Genomic DNA, 19,077 nt, shown 5'->3' on the forward strand with positions numbered 1-19,077 from the left:
CTTTTTGGGGTCAGTACAGTATCAGGTGTTCAAAAAAAACTTGATATTATGCGTTTTATTGTAGGAAAATTTACTTGATTTTCTATTGAAATTGAGTTTTCTCCCAGACTTAGTGTTATAATCTCTCATACAATTCTTGCATTTGTACATCATCTGGAACCAGTTTTAAGTAAGCTTGTGCATTGACTTTTGCTTCTTCAAAATAGCCCAATTCACGCAAGAGGTAGATATAGTGTTCCAGAAACTCTGGATTATCCTTTAAATCTCCCGCTAACTCTTGATAATGCTCATAGGCAGTATCCAAATCGTCCATTTCTTGATAGGAACGAGCAATCATCCACTTGGTCAAGAGATTTTCTGGCTCCTCACTTTGTAAGTCTAAAATATCCTCATAACGCTCTTGTTCTAGATAAATAGTAGCTAGACGGAGTAAGATTTCTTCCGTATCCTCAGCGTCTTCTTTTGCAGTAAGGAGATAATTTTCTGCACCACTAGCATCATGCAGTTCATAAGAGAATTGTGAAGCAGCTAGCAAGAGACGAGTTTCAAAGGGATTTTTCTCCAAGCCTTGCTTAGCGATAAGCAGGGCTTCTTGAGCTTGATGTTCCTTATGTAAGGCCTGGCTATAGCCATACTCATAGCCTTCAAATTCAGGAGAAATGGTATCGATCTGCTTAAAGTAGAGGACAGCTTTTTGGTATTCTTCTTGATCAAAGTAAAGACTGGCTAACTCAAAAGCTGTTAAATCATCATATTCTAACTCCAGAGCTTTTTCTAAAAACTCTGTAGCTGTTTCAAATTTCCCTAACTGGGCATAGGCAAATCCAATCCGTTGATAGGTAGAAATGCCCGTTTGCTCATAAATAGTACGATTATCTAACTGGGCATAGCCTTGAATAGCCTCTTGGTAATTTTCCAACTCACTATCCAACTCTGCCAAGCCCAATATCAAGAGAGGATCCTCTGAGTAAGTCAAAGCCTCCAGAAGTTTCTCACGCGCCACATCTGTCAAACCTTCCATCTGATAAAGATCCGCTTTCAGAGCCAAAGCCGAAACATACCAGTCACTGTCAGCTTGGATTTCCTCTAGATAGGCAAATGCTTCCTCGATTTGGCCATCCTCGCTAGCAATTGCAGCTAGATTAAGATGAACCTCTGGAAAATCCTCTACAATTTTCAGGTAAATTTCCTTGGCCTGAGGATAGAAACCAATTCCTTCTAGATAAATCGCTAATTCATAAAGAAGGTCACTTGGATCATTTTCTAAAGCTTTGACGAAATAATGTTCTGCCTTAACTAAATCTTGCTCTTCCAAAGCCTGTAACATCTGTTGACTATTGTTCACTCTTGACTTCCTCTCCCTCTAGTTCATATAGACCACTGACTACCTTGTACCATTCAAAAATCGCTGAAATGACAACCTTAGCAGAGGCATAAACTGGAATACCGAGCAAGACTCCCCAAATACCAAACATGGATCCTGAAGTTAACAATACAAAGAGAACATTAATGGGATGGATGTTTAATTGACTTCCTAAAATCAGTGGAGAGACAAAACGGCCTTCAATAGTTTGTTCTACGATAAAGACAATCACTACTTTCAAAAGCATGACTGGCCCAGCAATCAAGCCCAATACTAGGGCAGGAAGCATGGCTAGGAAGCTACCAAGATAAGGAACCAGATTTAGAATACCAGCAGTAACACCCAACGTAACTGCATAGCGTAAACCGATAATCTTGAAGAAAATCATAAACATTACTGCTACAATAATAGCCACTGTTACTTGCCCTCTAACATAGTTGGACAACTGTTGATTCACATCTGACAAAACCTGTCCAACAGGTTCTTTCAATTTCGTCGGCATGAATTGGGTCAAATAGTTACGCAAACCTTTCCCATCACGCAAGAGGTAAAACAGCATGAAAGGAACGATAATCAAGGCAACAATCACTTGAGATGCCCCACTAATAAAGGCACTCACCCAATTGACTGCCTGAGATGAAACCTTACTTGCCCAAACTGTAGCCTGACTAGAGAAGTTTGTTAAAACTTGCTCTAATTGAGGTCTGAAATCATCTGGCAAACGCTTGGTGACCAAATCATTAATAACTCTGTCTGCATCTTCGAGATAGATTGGTACATTTCTTGCAAAGGTTAAGACCTGACGTTGCAGATTTGGAATAGCTACTGCCAAGCCCCAAATGATAAAGATGGCGATAATCACAAAGACAATACTAATGGCTATAACGCGATTAATCTTATGCTTCTCCAACCAATCAACAATGGGATTCAGTAAATAGTATAGTAAACCAGACAGAATGACTGGCAACATCACAACCGCCAAAAAGTCTAAAACAGGTGAAAATAAAAAACTAATCTTACTTAAAATAAAAAGATTGAGTCCCAATAACAAGGTTACTAAGAATACCGTAATGGCCTTGTTATCCAAAAACCACTTGAAAAACCAAGATAGGCTAAAATGTTTCTCTTTTTGCTCCATAAATACTTCCTTTCTATCGTTCTCTCATTATATCATTTTTAGGAAAAAATAACTCTTTTTTAAAGTGCTTACATGGAGACAGCGACATAAAAAATCCCCTCAAAAGAGGAGATTCGATTAGTCTTGAATATGACGGTCTAAGTTCTTCTGATAATCAGCGTTTGATTTGGCTTTTTCATCAGCAAATTTCTTGCGGAACTCATCCATTTCTTTAGTAGTGACAATCTTATCTTGGAGTTTAAGGTATTTATAGCTATGTTCACTAGTCTTATCACCTACCCAGCCATATGCACCAGTACCTAGAACTTTCTTCGTTACGAGCATTTGGGCACCATCTGAGTGTACAGGAATAACCAAGGCACTGTCTGTTAACCAAGCTTGAGCTTTGGCATATTTGGCATATCGTTTTTCAAGATTGGTTTTCTCAGCACTAGCATCCGTAAGTAACTCTTTAAACTTATCTAAACCAACTGCTTTGATTGCTGAGTTGTCTGTACCTGGTGCTACACCTAAGGAACCAAGAAGATTTGGTCCAGATGTTGGATCAAATATATCTAGATAAGTTGATGGATCTGCGTAATCAGGCCCCCATCCACTATTTGCATTAATATCCCAGTCAGTATTGGTATTAGAAGTAGCTAGAATTGTCATACTTGCCAATTCATCATCAGAAACTTGTTGAATATCAACTACAACATTGTCTGCTCCAAGAGCTTCCTCGACGGATTGTTTATAAGATTGAGCTTGACGCACAAACTGTGGACGAGTAGAAGATACTGGAATATCTAAATGAATAGGGAACTGTACTCCATCAGCTTGAAGAGTTTTCTTGGCAGCTTCCAATTTAGCTTTAGCCTTGTCTACATTATGAAGTGAATCCTGGGCATCATCAAGACTGACATCTTTCCATACACCATCTAATTTATCCAATTCTGCCTTAGCTACTTGCCCAAATGACTGCTCTCCTACTTGTACAAATGTTGGAGGTGTTAAACTTGTACGTAATTTACGCGGTGCTACTTCGTCCCCAAATACTTGAGAGAGCCCTGCTTTACGATCTGTAGCAAAAGCCAAGGATTGACGGAAATCTTTGTTCAGCAAGGCCTTCTTAGTAGATGTTTTTTCTGCATCACTTGTTTTAGCGGTGTGATTGTAAGCAACACGGTCAATATTGGTCGAAATATAGAAAGTAGTTCCTTGCTGTTGACTATAGATAATGTTATCTTTGTATTTTTCTTTTAAGCGTTCATAGTTAGCAGAGTTTTTAAAGAGAGGTGCTGCAGGATAATTTCCTTCATCAAAACCACGTCCAAGAGAGTCTGCATCCTGACCATCAAAGTAAGACAACTTAATATCATCAATAAAGACATTTTGTTTATCCCAATAGTTTGAGTTTTTGGTCATTTCAATAGAAGATTTAGATGTAAGGCCTGTGAGAAGATAAGCCCCATTATATAGAATGCTTGTTACATCCGTCGCCTTACCAAAGTCATCTCCTTTAGAAGTTAAAAAGTCTTCGCTAACAGGAGCAAGAACTCCTATTGTTGTCTTCGAATTCCAGAAAGATTCTGGATGGTTTAAAGTATAGACTACAGTATAATCGTCTGTTGCTTTTACACCAACAGTAGAAAAATCCGTTGTTTTCCCATTTACATAGTCATCTAATCCTTTAATAGAATCCTGTACAAGATAAAGTCCTTCTGATTTCTTGTCAGCTGCGTGTTTTAGACCAGTCACAAAATCCTGAGCCTTAACTTCTCCATATTCTTCGCCTTCATTGGTATACCACTTGATACCCTTACGAATTTTATAGGTATAAGTCAAACCATCTTTGGAAACAGTCCAATCTTCCGCAACTGATGGTACTAGATTCCCGTATTGATCATTTTCCAGTAGTCCATCAATGACATTACCAGTAATCTGTTTTGTAGACTTTTGCCCAGAAACTGTATAATCCAGACTCGCAGGATCTGATGAAAATACATAGGCATAAGTAACTGGTTTAGTTGCTTCCTTATTCCCATTACCAGATGAACAAGCTGCTAGAACAGCTGCTGAGAGTACAGCAACTCCAGCTGCTAAGAAAACACGTTTTTTCATAAAAAAACTCCTTTGCAATTTATATAGGATTATTATAGCACTTTTCAAAAGGAAATCAAGCTAAATTCGATATTTTATTATACTTACCTGATGTGTTAGAGAGTTTCTCTAACTACAATTTTTGTGATATAATAGTCTTATCTTTATTATAGAGGTAAAGTTATGAAAGAAACTGTTTATTTTGGAACTTACACACGTCGTACTTCCCAAGGAATTTACAAGGCAGACTTTGATACAGAAACTGGGCAGCTTTCAAATCTAGAACTTTTTGCAGCTGAGCCAAGTCCAACCTACCTTGCCTTTGACCAGCACCAACATTTATACACTGTTGGTAGTCAAGATGATAAGGGGGGCATTGCAGCCTATCAAACTGATGGAACCTTATTAAATCATGTCGTGGAAGAAGGAGCTCCCCACTGTTATGTTGCTGTGGATGAAAAGCGTGATTTAGTATACGCGGCAAACTACCACAAGGGACAGGTCCTTGTTTATAAACGTCAGGAAGATGGCAGTCTCCTACTTAGCGATGTGGATCAACACAGTGGCCAAGGTCCACATGAAAATCAAGCTTCGCCCCATGTTCACTTTACAGACTTAACACCTGACCACTATCTAGTGACCTGTGACTTGGGAACTGACCAAGTCATCACCTACGACCTTGATCAAGAAGGGAAATTATCTAAACTCTATACCTATCACAGCCAGCCAGGAGCAGGCTCACGTCATATCATTTTCCATAACCACTATAAAATCGCTTATCTGATTTGTGAACTCAATAGTACTATCGAGGTTCTAATCTACGATGGTGTTGGCGAATTTGAACGCATGCAGGTCATTTCAACTCTACCAGACGGTTATGAAGGCTTTAATGGTACTGCTGCTATTCGTCTCTCTAAAGATGGTAAATACCTCTACGCTTCTAACCGTGGCCATGATTCTATCGCAGTATATACAATTCTTGCAGACGGTAGCTTAGAGTTGTTAGAAATCGTTCCGACTCATGGTCAGACTCCACGTGATTTTGATTTGACACCAGACCAAGAATTTGTCATTGCTGTCCATCAAGACTCTGACAATGCAACCGTCTTTAAACGCAATCCTGAAACTGGTCGTCTTGCAGAACTTTCCAACGACTTCCATGTACCAGAAGCGGTCTGCATCAGTTTTGCTCCTTAAGAAAACATAAAAAATGAACTTGGTAACTCAAGTTCATTTTTCTTATAGTCTTTTTCCGACATTGATACGATTAATAGCACGTTGCAAAGCAATCTTAGCACGACGCTCTTGATCAATCAAGTGTTTTTCGTGGGCTTCTTCGATTTCTCGCTCCGCACGAAGCTTAGCACGTTCCGCACGGCTAACATCGATATCACGAGCACGTTCTGCAGAATCAGCAACAATTGTGATGGTATTATTGGCAATTTCAATAACGCCTCCGTTTACTGCAATCCAGTTCACGTGATCTTCATCATCAATACGTTTTACCTTTACTTCATCAACTGCTAAAACCGCAATCATATTTTCATGTCGTGGCAAGATCCCCATCTCACCATCCAGAGTTCGAACTGATACATAGCTGGCATGGTGATCATAGACGAGACCATCTGGTGTCACGATCTGGACAGTTAACTGAGCCATAGATCACCTCTTAAAATCCCATTTTTTCAGCTTTTGCAATCACATCTTCGATAGAACCTACACCACGGAAGGCATCTTCTGGTAACTGGTCATGTTTACCATCAAGGATTTCCTTAAAGCCACGAACAGTTTCAGCAACTGGAACATAAGAACCTGGCTGACCAGTAAATTGTTCCGCAACGTTGAAGTTTTGTGACAAGAAGAACTGGATACGACGGGCACGAGCCACCAAGGTCTTTTCTTCATCAGAAAGCTCATCCATACCAAGGATAGCAATGATATCTTGCAACTCATGGTAACGTTGAAGGACACGTTTTACTTCAGCAGCAACTGCATAGTGCTCTTCTCCAACGATTTCAGGTGCCAAGGCACGTGAGCTTGAAGCAAGTGGATCCACGGCTGGGTAGATACCCAATTGTACCAACTTACGTTCCAAGTTTGTTGTAGAATCCAAGTGAGCGAAGGCTGTTGCTGGCGCTGGGTCAGTATAGTCATCCGCTGGCACATAGATAGCCTGGATAGAGGTTACAGAACCCTTCTTGGTTGATGTGATACGTTCTTGCAATTGACCCATTTCTGTAGCAAGTGTTGGTTGGTAACCAACGGCTGATGGCATACGACCCAAAAGGGCAGATACTTCTGAACCAGCCTGAGTGAAACGGAAAATATTATCGATAAAGAGAAGTACATCTTGGCCTTCTACATCACGGAAGTATTCAGCAATTGTCAAACCAGTAAGGGCAACACGCATACGTGCTCCTGGTGGCTCATTCATCTGACCAAATACCATGGCTGTTTTCTCGATAACACCTGATTCTTTCATTTCCCAGTAAAGGTCGTTCCCCTCACGAGTACGTTCCCCAACACCAGTAAATACTGAAATACCACCGTGTTCTTGGGCAATGTTGTGAATCAATTCTTGGATTAAGACGGTTTTACCAACTCCGGCACCACCGAAAAGTCCAACCTTACCACCTTTAAGATAAGGGGCAAGAAGGTCGATAACCTTAATCCCTGTTTCAAGGATTTCAGAAGAGGTAGACAACTCATCAAAAGTTGGAGCTTTTTTATGAATTGGCTGACGCTCTGCGTCTTCTGTAAAAGGAGCTTCCAAGTCAATGGTATCTCCCAAAACGTTGAAGACACGTCCCAAAGTTTCTTTACCTACTGGTACAGAGATTGGACGACCTGTATCCAATACTTCCATTCCACGAGTCAACCCATCTGTTGATTCCATGGCGATAGTACGGACCATACCATCTCCCAACTCCAAGGCTACTTCAAGGACGATTTTTGTTTTTCTTTCGTCATTTTTGTAGACGACAAGTGCATTGTTAATCTCAGGAAGTTTTTCCCCTGCTGCAAACAAGACGTCTACAACGGGACCGATAACCTGAGCAATTTTACCTGAACTCATCTCCTTCTCCTATTCTATATAAGATACTGTCGGTTCCTAGCTCAACTAGGTCCTAATACTCTTCGAAAATCAAATTCAAACCACGTCAGCGTCGCCTTACCGTACTCAAGTNNTTTGCTCTTTGATTTTCATTGAGTATAAGTTCATTTTCATACGAGCTGGACTAGAGCCTATTCTAAGGCACTAGCTCCTGCTACGATTTCTGTAATTTCTTGTGTAATCGCCGCCTGTCTGGCACGGTTATACTGAATTGTCAAATCATTAATGACTTTCTTAGCATTATCTGTCGCTGTTTGCATAGCTGTCATACCAGCAGCATTTTCAGCTGTCTTGGCATCGATAATAGCCCTGTAAATCATACTTTCTGCAAACTGAGGCAACAACTGCTCCAAAATTTCTTCTCGGCTGGTTTCCAATTCAAAAGTCAAGCTGTAGTCTTCATCCGCTTCATTGGGATCCAAGTCAACAATCGGAAGCATTTGTTCCACACGCATTTGACTGGTTAGCGTATTGACATGGTGGTTGTAGCAGACATAGAGTTCATCAAAAAGTTCATTTTGGTACATTTCAACTGTTTTTGAAATAATCTTACGAACTTCATCAAAGCTAGGTTGATCCGCCAAGCCACGTAACTCATAAAGTGGTTGAATACCGCGAGCTTTAAAGAAGTCAGCTCCCATTCCACCGATACAGATCATTTCAAAGCCTTTACCGTCTGGATGGTATTCTTCTTTCAACTCCATAACAGCTTTCAGAATAGAGGAATTATAACCTCCAACCAAACCGCGGTCTGAAGTAATGACGATATAGCCTGTCTTCTTAACTGGACGACTAATCAACATCGGATTGGTTGAGCCACCAGATCCATTACCATGAAGGATATCTGTCAAGAGCTTGCGAACTTTCCGAGCGTAAACTTGGAAGTTGCGAGCAGCTTCTTCAGAACGACCTAGCTTAGCAGCCGAAACCATTTGCATGGCATTAGTGATTTGACTCGTATTTTTTGTTGAGGCGATTTTTGTTTTAATATCATTTAGAGATACTGCCATCTGACACCTCTATTCTTATTGGAAGCTGGTTTGATTGAGAAACTCTGTAATCGCAGCATCCAAGACTGCTTCTTCTGGCAAGTCTTTTGTATCACGAATTGTTTCCAAAATCTCTGGATGTTGAGCATCAAAGAAGGCATGGAACTCTTCCTCAAAACGAACGATATCATCTACTGGAACAGTATCCAAGAAACCATGTGTCAAAGCATAGAGAATGGTTACTTGTTTCTCAACAGGTAATGGTTTGTGAACAGGTTGTTTCAAGACCTCAACGGTACGACGTCCACGGTTCAACTTAGCCTGCGTTGCTGCATCCAAGTCAGAACCAAACTTAGTGAAGGCTTCCAACTCACGGTATGAAGCAAGGTCGATACGAAGTGTACCAGCAACCTTTTTCATAGCTTTGATTTGTGCAGAACCACCTACACGAGATACAGATGAACCCGCATCGATGGCTGGACGAATACCCGCATTGAAGAGACCATCGCCAAGGAAGATTTGTCCATCAGTGATAGAAATCACGTTGGTTGCGATATAGGCAGAGATATCTCCTGCTTGTGTCTCGATAAATGGTAGGGCTGTAATTGATCCACCACCAAGTTCATCAGAAACCTTAGCTGAGCGCTCAAGCAAACGACTATGAAGGTAGAAAACATCCCCTGGGAAGGCTTCACGACCTGGAGGACGACGAAGCAAGAGAGAGAGTTCACGATACGCAACCGCTTGTTTTGATAAATCATCATAAACAATCAAAACATGCTTACCTTGGTACATAAATTCTTCCGCCATAGCAACCCCAGCATAGGGAGCTAGGAAAAGCAATGGAGAAGGTTGTGAAGCAGAGGCTGTCACAACGATTGTGTAATCCAAGGCACCGTACTGACGAAGTGTTTCTACTTGCGTACGAACTGTTGATTCTTTTTGTCCAATCGCGACATAAATACAGATCATATCTTGACCTTTTTGGTTCAAAATTGTATCAATCGCAATGGTTGTTTTCCCTGTCTGACGGTCACCGATAATCAACTCACGTTGACCACGACCAATCGGTACAAGGGCGTCAATAGCTTTCAAACCAGTTTGCAATGGTTCTGATACAGACTTACGTTGCATAACACCAGGAGCTGGCGCTTCTACTGGACGAGTTTTATCAGTGTGGATCTCTCCAAGACCGTCAACTGGACGACCAAGTGGGTCCACAACACGACCAATCAGACTCTCACCTACTGGGACTTCCATGATTTTCCCTGTACGGCGGATTGTATCGCCTTCACGGATATCTGTAAAGTCACCTAGGATGATAATACCGACGTCAGTTGACTCCAAGTTTTGAGCCATCCCATAAGAGCCGTTTTCAAAGATTAACAACTCTCCACTCATGGCATTTTCAAGGCCGTGAGCACGCGCGATACCATCCCCGATATAGGTTACAACACCTGTTTCAGTCACATCAAAATTGGGTTTGAAATTTTCAATTTGTTGCTTAATTAAAGCGCTGATTTCTTGTGCGTTAATTGCCAAAAGAACACCACTTTCTATTTCAAATTTTCTTTAACAACTTTAAGTTGTTGTTTAATACTCACATCAATTGTCTTGTGATTGGCAAAAATGACAAAACCACCAATGAGACTTTCATCGATTTGTTCTTTTACACTCCGCACTTTCAGAGACATTTTTTTCTCAATCAAAGGGAGCAAGCGACTCTTCTGTTCATCAGTTAAAGGATGAGCTGACGTAATCGTCACTTCAAATCGATTTGTTTCTTTTTCAAGTCGGTTCAAGCAATCTACAAGCACATCATAAAAAAGATTTGCTCTGTGATTGTAGATAAGAACCTGGATCAAGTTTTGCAATAAAGGTGACACAGAGTCTTGGAAGAACGCAATTGTTTTTTCTTTATCAGACTCGTCTACGGCCACTTTTTTTAAAAAAGAAGGTAAACCTGTTTCTTCAGCAACTTGCTTGATTTGAGTCAAGTCTGAAAAGATACGGTCTTCTTCTCCTTTTTCAAGTACCAATTGGACAAAAGGCATGCTGTATTTTTCAATTACCTTTACTGTTTTCTTGTCCATTAAGCTTCTCCTAGCTGATCGATATACTGATCAATGAGTTCTTTATGGGCATGACCATCAAGGTTTTGTGAGATGATTTTACCAGCCAAGCTGATTGTCAAATCTGCTACCTCACCCTTAACGCTTTGTAAAGCTTCAGCTTTGTTTTGAGCAATTTCTTGGTTTGCTTTTTCTTTTAAGCGTCCTGCTTCTAGTTTAGCATCTGCTAAAATACTAGCCTTACTTTTCTCAGCTGTTTCTTTCGCATTCTCAATGATTGTCTTAGCTTCTTTACGGCTACCAGCCAATTCATCTTCGCGTTTTTGAGCCAACACTTCTGCTTTTTGACGGGCTTCTTCAGCTCTGTCAATGTCTGAAGCAATTTTTTCAGCTCTTTCTTCGAAAATGCCGGTAATATTAGACCATGCAAATTTTTTAATCAAGACTAGCAAAAGGATAAAAGAGCCAGCGATTAAAATAAAATTACCAATTAATTCACCTACTGTTACGTGCATCAGTTACTCCTTTCTACTCTTCATCATTAATTTTATTTCCTAGGTACATAGAGGATAATAGTGTAAAGACATAGGCCTGTACACAAGAAATGAACACGGAAAATGCAGTCCAAACTAAGTTTGTCCCAAATGCGATTGGATACCAAAAAATAGCCTGATGTGAAAGTAAAAGAAGTAAGCTTGTCATTACTTCACCTGCAAAGATATTCCCAAAAATCCGCAAAGCGAGAGAAAGGAAATTCGTGACTTCTTCAAGTAGATTCATCGGTGTCATAAATGCAGGAGTTACAAAACCTTTTAGGTATTGTTTAATCCCACGACGACGAATCCCCTCAATGTGCGCCATCACAATAATACAGAAAGACAAGACAAGGTCAAATGAAAGATTTGCAGTTGGCGATGTCCAAAGGTTTGTTCCATCTGTTGTTTGAAGTTTAGCCATCAAACCAAGATTATTGGCGATGACCATAAAAAGAAATAAGCATAAGTAAAAGAGTGAGTAATCTTTCATGTAGTGGGAACCAAGGTTAGGTTCTGTAAATCCAATTACAAAATCATAGAGATACTCTAGTACATTTTGTTTACCTTTGGGTTTCAAGGTCATATTACGACTTGCCCAATAGATAAATGCAAAAATCAGAAACACAGACAGCAAAGTCAAGGCTGTCAAAGTTAAATCAAAGGTAACAGGACCAATATTGATGGTTGGATTGATACTTTCTTCCATCTAACATTCTCCCTTCTCCAATTTATATTTCGTTATTTAATGATAAATGAGAAGACAAGAGTTACGAAGAAAGTTCCTTCAATAAAGGCAACCCCTAAAAACATCAAGCTACGAAACTCAGCGATAATATCTGGTTGGCGAGCTACTGATTTCAACAAACCATTCATCAACACACCCTCACCGAGAGATACACCCATACAGGCAAGACATAGACCGAAAAATGTTAAATTCATGACGAATTCTCCTTTTAATTAAAATTTACTTACTTAGTTTAGTCCTAAAAATTGGATTTGTCAACTTTTTACTAACATTGAAAGCGTTTAATGAAAATTATTTACAATTTTACTATTTTTGAGTCTATTATATAGAAAACTTTGTAAAAAACTTGTAATAAATCCGACCATTATCTAGACCTTTCTGAAAAATATTGAAAAAATCCGAGATGAAGTCTCGGATGGAAATTTATCTATTTTCTTTAACCTAATGCTCTTTTAGTAAGTAGGATTAAAGGGAAAGCAACTAGAAAGCTTTCATCTCCTATATGTTTATTAAGCACGAACTGTGACGCTGGTTCCATCTTCCTTATAAAGATTGATGAGTCCTTCTTTCAATGCACGAACCATGTCTCCTGCTTGAACGGGTTGAGGCACCTTAATAGTCAAGAGTTCCATTGGATTTGGAGCGCGGTCGATTTTATTGCCTTTGGCATCATGCAAATCTTCGATATACGTTTCAAAATGACGGAAACCTGGGCCGTAAAACTCAACTTGGTCTCCTTCGTTAATAACGTTCCGTTGACGAATAGTTGCTGTTTGTGTCGAATCATCATAAGAAACCACTTCAGCAACAAACTTGTACTCAGGAATTTTACGACGAGCACCAAACAATTGCTCATTTTCAGATGGTGTACCGTAGTAGAAACCTGTTGCCAATTCACGTTGAGCAACCTTCCACATTTCGTCCACCAAATCTTGTTTAATAGCTTCAAACTTTTCAGGACTTTCAAGATATGCATCCACAGCCGCCTTGTAGCAGTTGGTTACTGTTGATACGTAGTGAATAGACTTCATACGCCCTTCAATCTTAAGACTGTCCACTCCATTTTCAATCATATCTGGAATATGGTCAATCATAGACATATCAACGGCTGACATTGAAAATTCTTCAGGAATTTCACCTTTCAAGCTCTTGCGTTCTTGACCAAATGGCATATCGTAAAGGTCGTATTTCCAACGACAAGACTGAGAGCAACCACCACGGTTAGCATCACGCATACTCATGTGATTTGAAAGAGTACAACGACCAGAGTAAGAAATACACATGGCTCCGTGGACAAAGGCTTCAATTTCTACATCAGTACGTTTGCGGATTTCAGCTAATTCTTCCATCGAAACCTCACGCGCCAAAACGACACGAGTCAAGCCCAATTCTTTCCAGAACTCAAGCGTTTCATAGTTAGTGGCACTGGCTTGGGTAGAGAGGTGGATTTCAAGACCAGGCGCTTCTGTCGCTGCAATCATAATCAAGGCAGGATCAGACACGATAACTGCCGCGATTCCGATATCACGCAGTTTACGGAACCACTCACCAGCACCAGCTTCATTTCCTTCGTGCATAACCATGTTGGCAGCTACATAGACCTTGGCACCATACTTAGCCGCAAACTGAACACCTTCTTCCATCTGTTCAAAGGTAAAGTTTCCAGCACGGCTACGAAGACCATAGGCCTGACCACCGATAAAGACAGCATCTGCTCCATACTGAACAGCTACCTTTAGCTTCTCTAAAGTCCCTGCAGGTGATAAAACCTCAGGACGTTTTAATGTTTTTGTCATGTTTTCTCCTATTTGCAATATAAAAGTTTGACGTTTTTCCTTCTCATTTTATAGTAAATAAGCCATAAAATCAAGCCTGGACAGATTGTTTTGACAATTCTAATCTTTCAGCAGTTGAAACAAGTAGTAAAAAGAGCCGATAAAGTAAAAACCAGTATCCAAAGATACTGGCTAATTAAACTACATGGAATAATCTAGTCCTTAAACGACTACTCCCACTCAACTGTTGCAGGTGGTTTACTTGTAATATCGTAGACGATACGATTAACATGATCCACTTCGTTTACGATACGTACTGAGATTTTTTGAAGAACTTCCCATGGAATTTTGGCAAAGTCAGCAGTCATACCATCAATAGAGGTGATAGCACGGATTGCAATTGTGTAGTCATACGTACGACCGTCACCCATAACACCAACTGAACGAACGCCTGTGTTAACAGTGAAGTATTGCCAGATATCGCGGTCAAGACCAGCTTTGGCAATTTCTTCACGAAGGATAGCATCTGATTCACGAACAGTTTCAAGTTTCTCCTCAGTAATTTCACCCATGACACGGATCGCAAGACCTGGTCCTGGGAATGGTTGGCGCCATACGATGTGGTCTGGCATACCAAGCTCTGTACCAAGAGCACGAACCTCATCTTTATAAAGAGTATTGAGTGGTTCAATCAATTCAAACTGCATGTCTTCTGGAAGACCACCAACGTTGTGGTGTGACTTGATCGTCTGAGCTGTATCCGTACCAGACTCGATAACGTCTGTATAAAGAGTTCCTTGAGCAAGGAATTTCACATCTTTAAGCTTGCTTGCTTCATCATCAAAGACATAGACAAACTCGTTACCGATGATTTTACGTTTTTGTTCAGAGTCAGAAACACCAGCAAGTTTGTCAAGGAAGCGTTTTGCAGCGTCTGCTTTGACGATATTCAAACCAAACTTACCACCAAGCATGTCCATAACTTGATCAGCTTCTCCTTTACGAAGAAGACCGTGGTCCACAAAAATACAGATCAATTGATCACCAATCGCTTTTTGGAGAAGAACCCCAACAACAGATGAGTCAACCCCACCTGAAAGGCCAAGAAGGACACGTTTATCACCGACGGTTTCACGAATTTTTTGAATCTGCATATCAATGAAGTTATCCATTGACCAGTCGCCTTTAGCCTTACAGATGTTAAGGGCAAAGTTACGAAGAATGTCATTACCGTATACAGAATGACGAACTTCTGGGTGGAATTGGATACCGTAAATGTGTTTGTCTGGATTTTCAATGGCTGCATATGGGCAGTCAGCTGATGTACCTGTACGAACAAAGTCAGCAGGAATCTCAGTAACCGCATCACCATGGCTCATCAATACAGTCTGTTCATCAGGTGTTGATTCAAAAAGCGCTGATGGTGTGTGTGTTAGGGTTGATTGACCGTATTCACGATTTCCAGCATCACCTGCAGGAACAACTTTTCCTCCAAATTTATGGGTTAATAACTGCATACCGTAACAGATTCCCAAAATAGGAATTCCCAGTTCGAAGATTTCTGGGTCAATATCGAATGAACCATCTTCGTATACAGAGTTTGGTCCACCTGAAAGGATAATTCCTACAGGATTGATTTCACGAACTTCAGCAGCTGAAATTTTATGGCTTTTTAGTTCTGAAAAAACACCAATCTCACGGATACGGCGTGAAATCAGCTGGTTGTACTGGCTACCATAGTCCAATACGATGATTTTTTCTACATCTTGCAAATCAGTTGAAATGTTGCTCATCTTTTTCCTTTCTCAAAAGAAATATCTTTTTCCAATATTCTATCACAAATAAGGGCGAATTACCAACTAAACAAGGCGAAGTTTGACTTTTTCTCGTTTATTGGGGTACAATAGAGAAAAGATAGAAATGAAGTGAAAACATGCTACCAGCTTATATGAAAATCCACGATCAGATAAAAAAGGATATTGACGAGCACCGTTGGTCCATTGGTGAGAGGCTGCCGAGTGAAAGAGATTTGGCTGAACAATTTGAGGTCAGCCGCATGACCCTCCGCCAAGCAATTTCCCTCTTGGTCGAAGAAGGTGTTCTTGAGCGCCGTGTTGGAAGTGGCACCTTTGTCTCCAGTACTCGAGTACAAGAAAAGATGCGAGGGACAACCAGTTTTACTGAAATTGTTAAGTCCCAAGGAAAAGTTCCCTCTAGCCAACTCATTTCCTACAGAAAAACTATTCCTAATGAGCAAGAAGTTGCCAAGTTAGGAATTTCTCCAACCGAAAACATTATCCGAATGGAACGTGTCCGCTATGCCGACAAAGTTCCCCTGGTTTATGAAGTTGCTTCTATTCCAGAAAAATTTATTAAGAACTTTAAAAAAGAAGAAATCACCAGTCATTTCTTCCAAACACTACAAAAATATGGCTACCGTATTGGCAAATCACAGCAGACTATTTATGCTCGCCTCGCTAAGGAAAAAATTGCTCACTATTTGGAAGTTGAAAAAGGCCATGCTATTCTTGGTTTGACTCAGGTTTCCTACCTAGAAGATGGGACAGCTTTTGAATACGTAAAAAGTCAATATGTAGGCGAACGTTTTGAATTTTATCTTGAAAACAATTAGATTACTAGGCAAAAACTCTCTGTCATCACGGACAAAGAGTCTTTTTATTTTTCCAAGAGTAAATCTTTCAAAGAAATCAGAGTTACAGCAACTAATATCATTGCCATACCAAGAAAATCAATGGGATAAAATTGTTCATTCATGATTAGAAAGGCAAAGAAAACCGCTGAAATTGGCTCAATTGAAGCCAACAAGCTTGACTTAACTGGTCCAATCAAACTGGCTCCCTTTAAAAAGGCTGTATAGGCAAAGACAGTCCCGATAAGGATAATACCCGCAAACGCAAGGAGAAAATCAATACTAGTCGGGATATCAGCCTGTAGAACTTCTGTAAAAGGAAGTGCGACCAAACCTGCTATGACCATTCCCACACCAATGACCAAGCTGCTCCCCCACTTCTTAATCAAGGCTATTGGCAAAATAATATAAAGTGCGTAAGTCAGAGCAGAAAAGAGCCCCCAGAACAAGCCTGTAGGTGTTATGGATAACTGGTCCAACTGCCCATGAGTTGCAATCAGGAAGGTCCCTCCAATGGCTAATATGATTGAAATAATCTCTCCCAGTGTCGGTGCCACCTTATCTTTGATACAGCTATAAATCAAAATCCCAACAGGACAAACATACTGAAGCACTGTTGCGGTACCTGCATTGGTTTCCTGAATTGCAGACAAATAGGCAAATTGATTGAGAAAAAGACCAATCAGAGCAAAAACGAGAAGAGACAACAAACTTTTTCTATCCTTTAAAAAGGTCAGCATTTTATCCTTTGCAGTAGCATAAGCCAAGAACATGAGAATTCCACCGGCGATTAAAAGGCGTAAGTTGGTCAAGACCAACGCCGAAATTCCGTGTGCCATCAGATACTGGCCACTCGTTCCTGACAAGCCCCAAGCAATACCAGCAACAACTGTTAATAGAGTCCCTTTTAAACTATTTGACATGTCTCTCCTTACTCTTCTTTACGAATCAAGTCCATCACTTGATTGCGGTCTAAAATCCATTGAGCCCTCTCATCCTTTTCATAGGTACGATTCGATAGAAAAATAGCCGCTTCTTGCTTCTGACGATTCCACATGATAAAGGTACCTGTATAGCCCGTATGGTCTAGCCAATCTCCTTCCAAATTCCATGCTAAAGAACGTTCCTTGTCATCCAAAGGAGAAAAATTTTGACTCAAGTCTCTTGCAAAATCATCATTTAAATAGTGTTCTACAAAGACTTGTAAATCCTTTACAGTCGAAAACAAACCAGCACTACCAGCATGTCTGCCTAGGAGGCGAGCCTTGGGATCATGCACTATGCCTGCCTCTACACCTCTGACTGTTGGAACAGCAAGCTCAACAGGCCCAAACTGGGTTTCATTCATTCCCCAAGGTTTCAAAACTTGTTCTTGTAAAATCACATCTAGGTCTTGATTAAAGATTCTTTCCAAAATAAAACCCAAAAGTAAAAAATGAACATCCGAATAAAGAAAGGTTAGCTGGCTTCGTCTGTTGAGATGAAACATAGCTTCCTTTAATTCAGAAGTTGCTAAAAGGTTTCGATTGGGAATAAAAGGATCAAGATTTGTAGCATGAGTTAAGAGCTGGCGAATAGTGATGTCTGGATAATCACTCTCAGCTAAAAAATCTGTTACCGGTCTGTCAATATCTAATTTGCCTTTTTCCCACAAAAAAGTAAAAACTGTGCCAACTCCAACAACCTTGCTGACACTAGCTAGGTCATAAACTAGTCCTGCCTCAGTCTGCAAGCCATGCTCTGGGTCACTCTGGCCTAAATAGAACTCCGTCCATTGATGGTCCTTAAAATACGCAAAAGAGGCTCCGGGATAAATCCCTGCCTCGATTTGTTCTTCTATTTTTTTAATAATCTTGGTCCACTTCATACTTCTTCAAACCACAATTCAACATTATTTCTATCTTTACCAAGGAAGAATTTTTCAGACTTAGGAATAAAATATTCTGTAGACTCAAACTTCTGGCGCAGGCTTGCTATGTCTAATTCATTAACCAAGAACTTAAGCATAGACAAGTCCCAAGTAACCATATTGTCCACAGTCAAATCCTGCCCCTGAGCTGGGATAAAATCAAGTGATGTCCCAACTTCAGATAGTTCCAAGAAACTATCTACATCCGTTGGGAGATGTAATTCCATAGAAATCTCAAATTTACTTAAAGAAATTGATTCCAAATTTGTTTGAAATTCAGGTTTTTCTCCTACTTCTACTAGACTTGCTCTATCATCTTCCGCATGAATCAAAATCAAATCATCTTCTGGAGAGTAAATTTCAAAAGCGTAGCCATTTTGACCTTTATATAATCGATGAATCGAATCTGTTTTAGATAAGAGACATTCGATTTCCAAGGGATTTTCCACCTTGATAACCAGTTTAGCCAGCTTTTTTCTTCCCTCTACTTTACGAGTACGCATACTTGGAGCTTCTTCTAAAACCAGCTTTTCTAGACCTGTTTGATCCCCTAGTGACAGAAAGGCCGACTCTTCTAACAAGGCCTTCATGCCAAGGGTTTCAATATAAAATGTTTCATTTAATTTTCTATTATTAACTTTTAAAGTAGGAATAATCCGTACAATCTGATTTACATTCATAAACTCCTCCACCGCTTTTTATTTTA

The 19,077-nt window shown here is 40.2% G+C and carries 18 protein-coding genes; 2 read left to right on the forward strand and 16 right to left on the reverse strand.

The window, feature by feature from the left end; all coding sequences use genetic code 11:
- Positions 1–115: 115 nt before the first annotated feature.
- The 3 genes from HT717_RS05090 to HT717_RS05100 form a co-directional block, all read right to left on the reverse strand.
- Entirely contained in the window at positions 116–1,345 is a 1,230-nt protein-coding gene (locus HT717_RS05090) for a tetratricopeptide repeat protein (protein WP_173304574.1), read from the reverse strand.
- A complete protein-coding gene (locus HT717_RS05095) occupies positions 1,335–2,501 on the reverse strand; it encodes an AI-2E family transporter (protein WP_060806332.1) in 1,167 nt (388 codons plus the stop codon). Before HT717_RS05095 ends, HT717_RS05090 begins: the two co-directional genes overlap by 11 nt.
- A 117-nt stretch (positions 2,502–2,618) precedes the next feature.
- A complete protein-coding gene (locus HT717_RS05100) occupies positions 2,619–4,601 on the reverse strand; it encodes a peptide ABC transporter substrate-binding protein (protein ID WP_173304576.1) in 1,983 nt (660 codons plus the stop codon).
- A gap of 162 nt (positions 4,602–4,763) precedes the next feature.
- Between HT717_RS05100 and HT717_RS05105 the strand changes: the two genes are divergently transcribed.
- Complete coding sequence (locus tag HT717_RS05105) at positions 4,764–5,777, forward strand: lactonase family protein (RefSeq protein WP_173304578.1); 1,014 nt, start codon at positions 4,764–4,766, stop codon at positions 5,775–5,777.
- A gap of 42 nt (positions 5,778–5,819) precedes the next feature.
- On the opposite strand, the gene HT717_RS05110 is transcribed toward HT717_RS05105, so the two are convergent.
- The 10 genes from HT717_RS05110 to guaA form a co-directional block, all read right to left on the reverse strand.
- Positions 5,820–6,239 (reverse strand): F0F1 ATP synthase subunit epsilon, encoded by a 420-nt coding sequence (locus tag HT717_RS05110; RefSeq protein ID WP_000068045.1) that lies wholly within the window; start codon positions 6,237–6,239, stop codon positions 5,820–5,822.
- A gap of 10 nt (positions 6,240–6,249) precedes the next feature.
- The gene (atpD, locus tag HT717_RS05115; protein ID WP_000094358.1) at positions 6,250–7,656 is read right to left on the reverse strand and encodes a F0F1 ATP synthase subunit beta; all 1,407 of its coding nucleotides are present in this window, start codon (positions 7,654–7,656) and stop codon (positions 6,250–6,252) included.
- Between the two features lie 170 nt (positions 7,657–7,826).
- Positions 7,827–8,705 carry a F0F1 ATP synthase subunit gamma gene (locus tag HT717_RS05120; protein WP_049539964.1) on the reverse strand — a complete coding sequence of 293 codons (879 nt, stop codon included), beginning with the start codon at positions 8,703–8,705 and terminating at the stop codon, positions 7,827–7,829.
- A 15-nt stretch (positions 8,706–8,720) separates the two neighbouring features.
- The gene (gene atpA / locus HT717_RS05125; protein WP_000996629.1) at positions 8,721–10,226 is read right to left on the reverse strand and encodes a F0F1 ATP synthase subunit alpha; all 1,506 of its coding nucleotides are present in this window, start codon (positions 10,224–10,226) and stop codon (positions 8,721–8,723) included.
- 14 nt (positions 10,227–10,240) lie between these two features.
- Positions 10,241–10,777 carry a F0F1 ATP synthase subunit delta gene (locus tag HT717_RS05130; RefSeq protein ID WP_033680125.1) on the reverse strand — a complete coding sequence of 179 codons (537 nt, stop codon included), beginning with the start codon at positions 10,775–10,777 and terminating at the stop codon, positions 10,241–10,243.
- On the reverse strand, positions 10,777–11,271 hold the full coding sequence (gene atpF, locus HT717_RS05135) for a F0F1 ATP synthase subunit B (protein WP_000558549.1): 495 nt from the start codon (positions 11,269–11,271) through the stop codon (positions 10,777–10,779). Before atpF ends, HT717_RS05130 begins: the two co-directional genes overlap by 1 nt.
- Before the next feature lie 13 nt (positions 11,272–11,284).
- On the reverse strand, positions 11,285–11,998 hold the full coding sequence (gene atpB, locus HT717_RS05140; RefSeq protein ID WP_000392863.1) for a F0F1 ATP synthase subunit A: 714 nt from the start codon (positions 11,996–11,998) through the stop codon (positions 11,285–11,287).
- Positions 11,999–12,030: 32 nt separating this feature from the next.
- Complete coding sequence (locus HT717_RS05145; protein ID WP_173304580.1) at positions 12,031–12,231, reverse strand: F0F1 ATP synthase subunit C; 201 nt, start codon at positions 12,229–12,231, stop codon at positions 12,031–12,033.
- 315 nt (positions 12,232–12,546) lie between these two features.
- Entirely contained in the window at positions 12,547–13,833 is a 1,287-nt protein-coding gene (locus HT717_RS05150) for a U32 family peptidase (protein ID WP_020900641.1), read from the reverse strand.
- 209 nt (positions 13,834–14,042) lie between these two features.
- Complete coding sequence (guaA, locus tag HT717_RS05155; RefSeq protein ID WP_173304582.1) at positions 14,043–15,605, reverse strand: glutamine-hydrolyzing GMP synthase; 1,563 nt, start codon at positions 15,603–15,605, stop codon at positions 14,043–14,045.
- 140 nt (positions 15,606–15,745) lie between these two features.
- On the opposite strand from guaA, the gene HT717_RS05160 reads away from it, so the two are divergent.
- Complete coding sequence (locus HT717_RS05160; RefSeq protein WP_173304584.1) at positions 15,746–16,444, forward strand: GntR family transcriptional regulator; 699 nt, start codon at positions 15,746–15,748, stop codon at positions 16,442–16,444.
- 44 nt (positions 16,445–16,488) lie between these two features.
- Here the strand turns inward: HT717_RS05160 and HT717_RS05165 are convergent, their stop codons facing one another.
- Genes HT717_RS05165 through HT717_RS05175 form a run of 3 tightly spaced genes read right to left on the reverse strand, consistent with a single transcriptional unit; the run spans position 16,489 to position 19,051 of the window.
- On the reverse strand, positions 16,489–17,385 hold the full coding sequence (locus HT717_RS05165) for a DMT family transporter (RefSeq protein ID WP_173304586.1): 897 nt from the start codon (positions 17,383–17,385) through the stop codon (positions 16,489–16,491).
- Between the two features lie 8 nt (positions 17,386–17,393).
- Positions 17,394–18,329, reverse strand: coding sequence for a serine hydrolase domain-containing protein (locus HT717_RS05170; protein WP_173304589.1), 936 nt, complete (start codon positions 18,327–18,329; stop codon positions 17,394–17,396).
- Positions 18,326–19,051 (reverse strand): CppA N-terminal domain-containing protein, encoded by a 726-nt coding sequence (locus tag HT717_RS05175; RefSeq protein ID WP_173304591.1) that lies wholly within the window; start codon positions 19,049–19,051, stop codon positions 18,326–18,328. The genes HT717_RS05170 and HT717_RS05175 overlap by 4 nt, the downstream gene beginning before the upstream one ends.
- Positions 19,052–19,077 lie beyond the last annotated feature (26 nt).

The sequence above is a fragment of the Streptococcus sp. 959 genome, from assembly GCF_013277075.1.
Classification (GTDB): domain Bacteria; phylum Bacillota; class Bacilli; order Lactobacillales; family Streptococcaceae; genus Streptococcus; species Streptococcus pseudopneumoniae_C.

What these genes read in the sequence shown, in the direction of transcription:
- HT717_RS05165 (WP_173304586.1), bottom strand. Translation starts at nt 17,385, where the DNA reads ATGTCAAATAGTTTAAAAGGGACTCTATTAACAGTTGTTGCTGGTATT.
- HT717_RS05160 (WP_173304584.1), top strand. Translation starts at nt 15,746, where the DNA reads ATGCTACCAGCTTATATGAAAATCCACGATCAGATAAAAAAGGATATT.
- HT717_RS05170 (WP_173304589.1), bottom strand. Translation starts at nt 18,329, where the DNA reads ATGAAGTGGACCAAGATTATTAAAAAAATAGAAGAACAAATCGAGGCA.
- guaA (WP_173304582.1), bottom strand. Translation starts at nt 15,605, where the DNA reads ATGAGCAACATTTCAACTGATTTGCAAGATGTAGAAAAAATCATCGTA.
- HT717_RS05130 (WP_033680125.1), bottom strand. Translation starts at nt 10,777, where the DNA reads ATGGACAAGAAAACAGTAAAGGTAATTGAAAAATACAGCATGCCTTTT.
- atpB (WP_000392863.1), bottom strand. Translation starts at nt 11,998, where the DNA reads ATGGAAGAAAGTATCAATCCAACCATCAATATTGGTCCTGTTACCTTT.
- HT717_RS05145 (WP_173304580.1), bottom strand. Translation starts at nt 12,231, where the DNA reads ATGAATTTAACATTTTTCGGTCTATGTCTTGCCTGTATGGGTGTATCT.
- HT717_RS05150 (WP_020900641.1), bottom strand. Translation starts at nt 13,833, where the DNA reads ATGACAAAAACATTAAAACGTCCTGAGGTTTTATCACCTGCAGGGACT.
- atpF (WP_000558549.1), bottom strand. Translation starts at nt 11,271, where the DNA reads ATGCACGTAACAGTAGGTGAATTAATTGGTAATTTTATTTTAATCGCT.
- HT717_RS05100 (WP_173304576.1), bottom strand. Translation starts at nt 4,601, where the DNA reads ATGAAAAAACGTGTTTTCTTAGCAGCTGGAGTTGCTGTACTCTCAGCA.
- HT717_RS05110 (WP_000068045.1), bottom strand. Translation starts at nt 6,239, where the DNA reads ATGGCTCAGTTAACTGTCCAGATCGTGACACCAGATGGTCTCGTCTAT.
- HT717_RS05095 (WP_060806332.1), bottom strand. Translation starts at nt 2,501, where the DNA reads ATGGAGCAAAAAGAGAAACATTTTAGCCTATCTTGGTTTTTCAAGTGG.
- HT717_RS05175 (WP_173304591.1), bottom strand. Translation starts at nt 19,051, where the DNA reads ATGAATGTAAATCAGATTGTACGGATTATTCCTACTTTAAAAGTTAAT.
- HT717_RS05120 (WP_049539964.1), bottom strand. Translation starts at nt 8,705, where the DNA reads ATGGCAGTATCTCTAAATGATATTAAAACAAAAATCGCCTCAACAAAA.
- atpD (WP_000094358.1), bottom strand. Translation starts at nt 7,656, where the DNA reads ATGAGTTCAGGTAAAATTGCTCAGGTTATCGGTCCCGTTGTAGACGTC.
- HT717_RS05105 (WP_173304578.1), top strand. Translation starts at nt 4,764, where the DNA reads ATGAAAGAAACTGTTTATTTTGGAACTTACACACGTCGTACTTCCCAA.